The organism is Wolbachia endosymbiont of Drosophila bocki, assembly GCF_028982005.1.
Taxonomy (GTDB): Bacteria; Pseudomonadota; Alphaproteobacteria; order Rickettsiales; family Anaplasmataceae; genus Wolbachia; species Wolbachia pipientis.
The window spans coordinates 1-6579 of sequence record NZ_JAPQLG010000073.1 but is presented as its reverse complement, the minus strand read 5'-3'; the positions used below and the strand labels follow the sequence as shown (position 1 = coordinate 6579).

Sequence of the window (6579 nt, the reverse complement as noted above, 5' to 3'; positions counted from 1 at the left end):
TGATTGTCCTTTCCTTCATTTCTCTCCTATTACGAAGATTTTAAACAGGTTCTAAGAGATACCGCGGCGGCATGACGTAGGGAAACCGTTTTTTGGGTTAGCTATAACAGTAGTCAGGAAACAATAGCTTAAAAAGAGACTTAGTGTTAAATTTCTAATAGATTACTTATAAAAATAAATCTTATGGAAAGCAGAGCTAAGGCTTGGTTCATTTGGCTGATTAGTAACTTGGTTGTTATATTCAGCAACATGCAGATAATTTATACCTTTATAAGTGTAAATCTCGAAAAGGAACTTGGACTTACAATCGCGCAAGTTGCACTGGCTAATTCAGTATATACTTGGACTTTCGCCATCTTACAATTTTTTAGTGGAGCAACGTTTAATGTTTTTTCCAGTAAAAAAATTTATTTTTTCTCGTTATCAACTATGATCTTGGGGTTTTTTGTCCTTATTAATAGTGACAATTTCTCCCATTTGATTTTGTCTCAAGTGTTGATTGCAACTGGAGCATCATTTGGTTTTATTGGTGCTGCTCACACAAGTAGCATATGTTTTTCCGCTGCCCAATTTGGACTAATGTTTTCACTAGTGCAGACAATTTCAAGCCTTTCTGCTTTGGTAATTCAAATACTGTTCTCTAACTTGCTTGCCGAAGATGCATATTGGAAAAATCTGATTGTATGCATAATACTATTTGGTGTGTTGATATTTGTACTTACGCTTTTTTGTCCAAACACACTTCCAGAAAGCAGCTCAGAAAAGCGCACAATAAAAAGCTCTATGAAGACAGTAATGTGCTCTATATTAACAGTGCTAAAATTAAGAGATATCTGGATAACTTCAGTGGTGGGTGCTATTACTTTTGGAACATTTTTAGCACTTAATACCTTGTGGGCTCCAAGGTTACTGGGCAACTCAGAACTCAATGCAATGGAGTCAGGTATAGCAACTGCAATACTATGGCTTGGTCTTGCAGTTGGTGCTCCAATTGCAGATCGAATCTCAAACTTATTTAAAAATAGGAAACATGTAATTTCTGCTTTTGCTTTATTGCAAGGCGTCTCAACTATTATTTTACTATACAGCCATTTAACAGTCCACGTTGTGTACTTTTGTATGTTAATGTTCGGGTTTTTTGCGGGAGGACATATGCTTAATTTTACTGTCGGCAGCGAGATTGTGAAACGAAAATACATCAGCACATCATCATCCATTATCAATGGATTTATGTTTATTGGCAGTGGAGTTATAGTGTCAATGTTAGCACTTTTTACAGATCATAAAATGGCACTTTTTGCAATATTTGCGATATTGATAGTTGCCGGTATTTTAAATTATGCAACAAAAGAGACATACTCTAAAAAATAAAGTAGCTGAATCTCGAGTCGATTGCTATGTTATATTTACGTATTGTAATATTTATCAATAATGGATCACGTTACAACAAAAGACACAACAGTAACTAAGGCAACGATAGCTGGAGATATAAACCAAGAAATAGGATTATCAAAGGAAGACTCTGTTTCGATAATAGATGATATATTGGACGAAATAAAGACAAGCTTGGTAAAGGATGGAATAGTAAAAATATCGTCATTTGGAACATTCTTGGTTAAGAAAAAGAAGGAAAGACCAGGAAATATACCAAATACGTCGGAGAAAGTGATGATTCAGGCAAGAAATTCAGTTTCTTTTAGGCCTTCAAAAATTATAAAAAAATCAATCAATAATTAATGAACAAGGAAAAATTATTTTATACGATTGGGGAAGTAGCTGAAGAGCTACATTTGGAACAGCATGTTTTGAGATTTTGGGAAGGTCAATTTCATCAAATTAAGCCTACAAAGCGTAAAGGAAGAAGGCTATATGATCGCAAGTGTATAGAGGCCATAAAGAAAGTAAAATACATGCTATATGATAAAGGATATACAATAAAAGGAGTGCAAAAAGAATTTGGTAATGATATAAAAGTCACAAAGAATTTGTTGCAAGAACTCACCGATTTGAGGGACTATTTAACTAGTAAAATAAATAACGAGGAAAGTAACAAGCAGGCGTGAAACACTACGTCTCGCTAAAATTTTGGAGTTTTGTGAGAGTTTAAAATGTGGCATATAGCCTCATTTCTTATGTTATTAGCAATATTAATGGGCTGTGGCCTGCAAAAACCTGCACCTGTGCTGCTTAAAGGCGAAGAATTTTACGGAAAAAGAGATCTGGAATATACAAGAGAGTACCATTTAATTAGGGAGCCTTCAGTGCAAAAAGAAAGTAGAAAAGCCATCATAAATAGGATATACGAAGATAACAATAATACACAAAATGTGGGGGTAAATTGTAAATTTGTAATGCCAGTTAAAGGTTCAGCTACCTCTTCTGATGAAATGTGTAAGGATGGCATAAAAATTGCTGCTCAAAATGGAACGAACGTAGTTTCCTCTGCACCAGGCAAAGTGATATATGTAGGCAAAGGGCTGAGATGGTATGGGAATTTAATTATAGTGGAACACAAAGATAATTACATGACTGTGTACTCCTATTTAAAAAACATACATGTTGAAATTGGCGATAAAGTAAAGCAAGGTCAAGTAATTGGATCTGCAGGTAAATCAAGCACACAAGATAAAGATCCACAGATGTGTTTCACAATACGACATAATGGCCAAGCGGTTGATCCTTTGATGCATATGAACTGTAATTGAATTTGGATTTATATGAAATATGATTTTAAAAGTGTTGAAAAATTTTATCAAGATAAATGGGATTTTTCTGTAAGCAAGAGTGGTAAACAAGAAAAGTGTTACGTGTTGGAAATGTTTCCATATCCATCTGGTAAAATTCATATGGGACACTTACGTAACTATGCAATAGGGGATGTGATAGCGCGTTACAAGAGAGCTAATGGATTTGAGGTTTTGCATCCAATTGGCTGGGATGCGTTTGGATTACCAGCTGAGAATGCAGCAAGGGATAACAATATTAGCCCCGAAACATGGACAAAAGGGAATATAGATAATATGCGTACACAGTTGAAATCTATAGGTCTTTCTTATAATTGGGAGCGTGAACTCTCCACATGTGAGCCTGATTATTACAAACACGAACAAAAATTTTTCCTGGATTTTTTAAAGCATGGGCTTGCCTATCGAAAAGAATCATGGGTTAACTGGGATCCAGTGGACCAAACAGTGCTTGCAAATGAACAGGTGGTTGATGGAAAAGGATGGCGATCAGGTGCAGTTGTTGAAAAACGTAAGTTGTCCCAATGGTTTTTAAAGATTACTGATTTCGCTGAAGATTTACTCAAGTGCCTGCAAAGTTTGAAAAATTGGCCAGAAAAAGTCAAAACAATGCAGGAGCGTTGGATAGGAAAATCTGAAGGAGCAACTATAGAGTTTGAAGTAGTTGGCCTGAATAAGAAATTAAAAGTTTTTACAACTTATCCTCATACTTTGTTTGGGGCTTCTTTTTGTGCAGTGGCAGCAGAGCATCCTATTGTGCAGGATTTAAAGAATGGTTCTTCTGTTGTCATCCCAGTGCTTGACACTGGGATCCAAGAAGTAAAATCGAAAAGAGAGAACGATGAAAAAATAGGAGTTTACACCGGATTAAACGTCAAACACCCATTTCTTGATAAGGAATTGCCGCTTTACATAGCGAATTTTGTGTTGATGGAATATGGGGAAGGCGCGATTTTTGGTTGCCCTGCACATGATCAGCGTGACTTTGAATTTGCACAGAAATATAATTTGCCGATAATTCCCGTTATTTCTTCAGCCCACTTAGGTGTCATTCCAGCGCGTGACCAGAATTCTTACAATGGATCCCAGTGTCAAGCTACTCAGATGACAAAGGAGGCGTATACTGGAGACGGGACAATGTTTAACTCCGAATTCTTAAACGGATTAATGGTTAGTGAAGCAAAGGAAGCCATAGTTAAAAAATTTGAAGAAAAAAAAATAGGCAAAAAAACAATAAACTATCGTTTGCACGATTGGGGAATTTCGAGACAACGTTATTGGGGATGCCCTATACCTATTATATATTGCAAAGACTGTGGTACTGTTCCAGTGCCAGAAAAAGACCTGCCTGTAATACTGTCCGCGGATGTGGAATTCACAAGTGGTGGCAATCCACTTGATAAACATCCTACTTGGAAATTTGTTGATTGCCCAAAATGTGGAAAGCAAGCAGAGCGTGAAACTGATACGTTTGACACCTTTTTTGAATCCTCTTGGTATTTTGCTGCATTCTGTAGCGAAGATAAATCAATAGACAAAGATGCGTGTAATCGTTTTATGCCTGTTGATTATTATATAGGTGGAATAGAGCATGCAATTCTGCATTTGCTTTACTCACGATTTTTCTGCCGTGCTTTAACCAAATGTGGCTATTTTGATATTAAAGAGCCTTTCTCTACTTTAATCACTCAAGGAATGGTCTGCCATGCAACTTATAAAGACGAAAATGGTAAGTGGCTATTTCCCGCAGAAGCAAAAGAGTTGATTGCACAAGGAGCTAAGGTTCAAGTGGGCAAAGTTGAAAAAATGAGCAAATCGAAAAAGAATACAGTTGACCCAAACTTTATCATAGAAAAGTATGGTGCTGATACTGCTCGCTTGTTTGTGTTGTCCGACACTCCTCCGGAGAAAGATATGGAATGGTCCGATGATGGCGTGGAAGGTTGTTCTCGTTATGTAAATAAATTGTGGCGTATGGTCATGCAGCTAAGACCTGTAAATATACACTATGATAATGAAAATGTTACGGGTGGACTTCTAGAGTACAGAAAAAAAATTCATAAACTCTTACACGGACTTACAGATGACTTGGAAAACTGCAGATTAAACTGTGTAGTGGCAAAATTTCGTGAGATGACGAATTTAATAGCTGAAATAGACGTAAAAACTGGAAAATCTCTTATTGATGAAGGTATATGTATATTAATCAGAGTAATCGAACCATTTATACCACATCTAGCTGAAAGCCTATGGCAAGAAATAGGAGGTCAACCTTGGCCAAAAGCTGATGAATCATTATTAGTTGACGATACGGTAACTATAGCAGTGCAAATCAATGGAAAATTACGTACAACAATCAAGGTGGCAATTAACTTACCTCAAGAAGAATTGAAGAAAATAGCGATAGACTCTGTGTCCAGTAAGATCGATCAAAGCAAAGTTCGCACTGTATATGCTGTACCAAATAAGATAGTAAATATAGTTATATAAAAGACCTGAGTAGTACGTTTTATATAATCTGATTTTATGGCTATACTTTTTTTGACATGTAGTTATATCTTTTTTAATATAAAGGATATGTACTTATGCATTATATATTTTTTTGTATGAGGAGTTATATGAAAATAAAGAGATTGTGCGTTTTGGCTGTGTTGCTTACTTCATCTCTAGCAGGTGCAGCTAGTAATAGTGCAAGTAAGTCAGAAGATAAGTACTATGCAGGTTTAAACTTTGGTGCTGGTTGGGGTGGTGGCTTTAAAATGAAACCTGGTGTTGTTCTTGGTTACCATTATGACCAAAACTCTAAATTTGAACTTGAGGTTTTCAGTAATATTAAGTCATTAAAGAGCATAGGAGCTAGCTTATTGGCAAACTACCGCTTCTATCCTGACCTTGATATTGATCCCGTTAAACTATATGTCAGCGGAGGTTTAGGAGGATATCTCCAAATAACACCTTTTGGCTTTGGTGTTAGTGATACAGTTGATGGTGATGACAATAGTTCACAAGAAGAAAAAGAAAAGGAAGAAGAAACACAAGGTGCTCCAGAATCAGGTGGTGAAGCTGCCGGTTCATCTGTAGTAGATAAAATACTGAGTTCTATTTCCTATAAACTAAAGTTAGGTGTTGATTATGAAATTACTCCGCAGATAATTGGTGCAGTTGGTATGACCATGGGTGGGCAACTAAGTGGTATAAAAGCAAAACAAATACCAGATGCAACTCTAGAGATAGGGGTACGTTATAATTTTTAATGCTGCTACTTAGTTCATAAAGGTAGAGACGATGTTGAGGATGAAATAAACAGCATTAAAAAAAATCCGAAAACGTATTTTCGAATATGGTTTTGAACGCTAGCTATAGATTAGAAAAATAACAAGAAAAAGGGTAAACATACTGTAATTGCTGTTGAATGATGGAGTCCATTATTTTAGCACGAAGTAACGAATTCAGTAGAATAAGTTCTTCAAAAATAATTTAAACTTTTATTAGTAGGAGCAGTCTCATGGAATATTATAGCGATCTCACTAAAAGAAACTTTTATAAGTATCGTTGATGAGAAAGGAAAAATTGTTAAGGAAGAAGTTGTTGCAAGAGAAAGTAAGGCAATCGCTGAATTTTTTCTTGGTCAAGGCAAAAAATATGAATCCATGGGAATAGAAAGTGGACAGTTGTCAATTGACCTTACCCAGAAAAAGTGGAGAGAAAGTTTGGAATGTTTTTTACAAAAAGAATGATGCATCAAATTGTTCTGGAATGCAATAGTTAGAGGTTGTCCACAAACCAGTAAATCAAGCATATTCCCTACTTAACATAACTTTACTCATAGCCAGAT

At 36.0% G+C, this 6579-nt stretch carries 6 protein-coding genes; all 6 read left to right on the top strand.

Features of this window, described 5'->3' with window-relative positions:
- The first annotated feature begins 183 nt into the window (after window positions 1-183).
- The 6 genes from OZD61_RS01465 to OZD61_RS01440 all read left to right on the top strand — a co-directional run bounded on the left by OZD61_RS01465 (window position 184) and on the right by OZD61_RS01440 (window position 5998).
- On the top strand, window positions 184-1371 hold the full coding sequence (locus tag OZD61_RS01465) for an MFS transporter (RefSeq protein ID WP_274979586.1): 1188 nt from the start codon (window positions 184-186) through the stop codon (window positions 1369-1371).
- A 60-nt stretch (window positions 1372-1431) separates the two neighbouring features.
- Window positions 1432-1737 (top strand): integration host factor subunit alpha, encoded by a 306-nt coding sequence (locus OZD61_RS01460; RefSeq protein ID WP_006279881.1) that lies wholly within the window; start codon window positions 1432-1434, stop codon window positions 1735-1737.
- A complete protein-coding gene (locus tag OZD61_RS01455) occupies window positions 1737-2063 on the top strand; it encodes a MerR family transcriptional regulator (RefSeq protein WP_006279880.1) in 327 nt (108 codons plus the stop codon). The genes OZD61_RS01460 and OZD61_RS01455 overlap by 1 nt, the downstream gene beginning before the upstream one ends.
- Before the next feature lie 45 nt (window positions 2064-2108).
- Window positions 2109-2705 (top strand): murein hydrolase activator EnvC family protein, encoded by a 597-nt coding sequence (locus OZD61_RS01450; RefSeq protein WP_274979585.1) that lies wholly within the window; start codon window positions 2109-2111, stop codon window positions 2703-2705.
- 12 nt (window positions 2706-2717) lie between these two features.
- Complete coding sequence (leuS, locus tag OZD61_RS01445; RefSeq protein WP_274979584.1) at window positions 2718-5234, top strand: leucine--tRNA ligase; 2517 nt, start codon at window positions 2718-2720, stop codon at window positions 5232-5234.
- Window positions 5235-5362: 128 nt separating this feature from the next.
- Complete coding sequence (locus OZD61_RS01440; protein WP_274979583.1) at window positions 5363-5998, top strand: hypothetical protein; 636 nt, start codon at window positions 5363-5365, stop codon at window positions 5996-5998.
- Window positions 5999-6579: the final 581 nt, after the last annotated feature.